Raw genomic sequence first — 2,255 nt, forward strand, 5'->3', positions numbered from 1 at the left:
CGCCACCGGCTCCGGTTCCCTCTCCGGCGTGACCGTGGACCCCCCGTCGGGGTCGGTCCCGGCCGGGGAGAGGCAGACCGTCGCGGTCCACGGGACCTACACCGGTTCCGACGCGGGATTCCAGCTCTCCATCCGATACACCGACAAGAGCGTCGACTTCCACGTCGCCTGCTGATCCGCGGCACGACCTGCGGGCACGCGCGGACACGGAGCTCGGACCCGATTCCTCCGGGGGCCCGGGCTTCCCGCCGGATGCCGGTCGGGACAGGCACGCCGGCAAGGAGCGCTCAGTGAGCTGCGGAGTAGTCCGCCCGGTTGTCGCCCATGCGGTGACGCGGCGGCACTTCTGCCGGCGACTGCGGGAGGGTGTGTGACAGGCCGGGCAGCTCATTGGATCAGGTCGGTGTGCGGATGCTCGGGGGAGGCCGGGCAGATGTAGATCTGCATGTTGTCGGTGCTGCCGACTGCGACCTTGGTCGGCTGCGAGGGGGACTGGCCACAGCAGCTACCGACGGTGTTGGCGGCGTAGGCGGCGGCCTGTTCTTCGCACGGCGCCCAGCTGTGTCCCTCACCGCCGTCCCATTCGAATGAGGCAATGGTCAGCAGCGGGACCATCCGCACCTCACAGACAGCGCAGTACCGGGGGTTGGGGTCGGTGCGGCCCCACGGAGGCCAGCCGCCGACCTTCCATCCGGGCGCGTCTGCCAGATGGGGGTCATAGAAGTCGCGCGGATAGTCCGCGTAGGAGCTGTCCACGTCGGCGCCGGCTGCCTGCCATCTGCTCCAGTCCTCCACCATCAGCCGCAGCTGCGGGCTCAGATCGAGGCTGTTGGGGTATTCGGTGATCGCTTCCGGTGCCAGCACGCACGGCTCCGGCAGATAGCCGTCATCGTTCACCTCGTACGGTTCGGGCGGTGTGGCGAGGATGTCGACGACCTCGGCGGCGGACCGCCAGAACAGTGCGGTCGACGGCTTGTGATGCGGATCGTGGTCGTAGGGGCACCACAGAACCTGGAGCAGATCGGCCTGTCCGGGCGGCCGCAGCAGGGGTATGTCGCGCAGATACAGCTGGGCCACGGGCAGCATGGGGACCGGGCAGTCCGCGGGCGGCGGGCCGGCGGCGAATCGCTCCGCGAGCCTCGTGGCGTTCCGCTCCTTGATCAACGCCTCCTCGGGCGTCATCCCGCCATGGCCATCGTGATCGCGGTGCCGCCGGGCCTGCATGCGCCTCATGAGCCGCACGTCGTCCGGCGACTGGCGGAACCCGCTGTCCACGTGCAGGTGCGAGGCTTCGCAGTGTGGCCATGGCTCTTCCGCCGGCCACAGCAACGGCCCCCCGACCGAGCTCTCCCCGACCGAAGGCGACCCGGGACGCGGGTGCAGCCGAATCGCAGGACGTGCCAACGGCGCCAGCTCGGGAAAGACCGCGGTCACGTCCACGGGCCGCGGCGGAGTAGTACGTACGAAAACCATGCCGGTGATCCTGTCACCGGCCACTGACAACCCCTGGCCGCCTCAATCAGCCTCGGTGACAACGGTGTTCGGCTGGTCGAGTCCAACGCGTGCAGCCCGGCCACAGCGACAGCAAGCCCGCCCATGTGGCAACCAGCGTGCTTCGGGCCCAGCCATCACTTGATCAGTGGCCACTCTGAAAAAGCTCAGTGACCTGGCCCGGCGTGTCTGGTGTTCGGCTTCCAAGACGTGATCAAGAACGAGAGCAGGCCCGTCACGACGAGACTGCCGATCACGACCAGGCCCACGCCGACGGCGAAGAGGCCGCTGCTGTCGTCCGACCAGTCGAGATAGGCGGCGACGGCCAGCCCGCTGGTGGTGCCGACCACCGCAGCCGACACGTACGCGCGGGAAGCGGCCCCGTACACGAGCGCCAGCAGAGTCAGCACCAGCCCGATGACCTGCCACGCCTCATAGGGGCCGGTCGTCGAACCGTCGGCCTGCACGTCACGCTGCTGGTCCCAGCCCAGCCAGCCGGCCCATGCCGCCGCCGCCAGCCCGGCCAGCACCAGCGCCGCCAGCACCCCAGGGATACGATTCCGCACTTCATTGCTCATGGGCCCCAGTGTTCTGGGACCACCTGAACACGCGTCAGAGCCCGGATACTCATTTCCACCCGAGTAGAAACACCGACCGGTACTCACGACCGCCACCACGGCCACGGCAGCAGGTTCCTCTTCCGCTTCCGCATGGACAGCCCTTCGCGCGGTGAGCCGGCGCTCGGCGCCGCGGGCGGCCGCGCA

At 69.1% G+C, this 2,255-nt stretch carries 2 protein-coding genes; both read right to left on the reverse strand.

Going from position 1 to position 2,255, the window contains the following annotated elements; translation table 11 throughout:
* Positions 1–387: 387 nt before the first annotated feature.
* Positions 388–1,473: a hypothetical protein gene (locus tag ACWEBX_RS39345; protein WP_451889503.1), complete on the reverse strand. Its 1,086-nt coding sequence runs from the start codon at positions 1,471–1,473 to the stop codon at positions 388–390.
* Between the two features lie 185 nt (positions 1,474–1,658).
* Positions 1,659–2,069, reverse strand: a complete 411-nt coding sequence (locus ACWEBX_RS39350; RefSeq protein ID WP_451889504.1) for a hypothetical protein — start codon at positions 2,067–2,069, stop codon at positions 1,659–1,661.
* Positions 2,070–2,255: the final 186 nt, after the last annotated feature.

This window comes from Streptomyces sp. NPDC005070, assembly GCF_053600395.1.

Coding starts and splice junctions, on each gene's coding strand:
- ACWEBX_RS39345 (WP_451889503.1), bottom strand. CDS start 1,473: ATGGTTTTCGTACGTACTACTCCGCCGCGGCCCGTGGACGTGACCGCG.
- ACWEBX_RS39350 (WP_451889504.1), bottom strand. CDS start 2,069: ATGAGCAATGAAGTGCGGAATCGTATCCCTGGGGTGCTGGCGGCGCTG.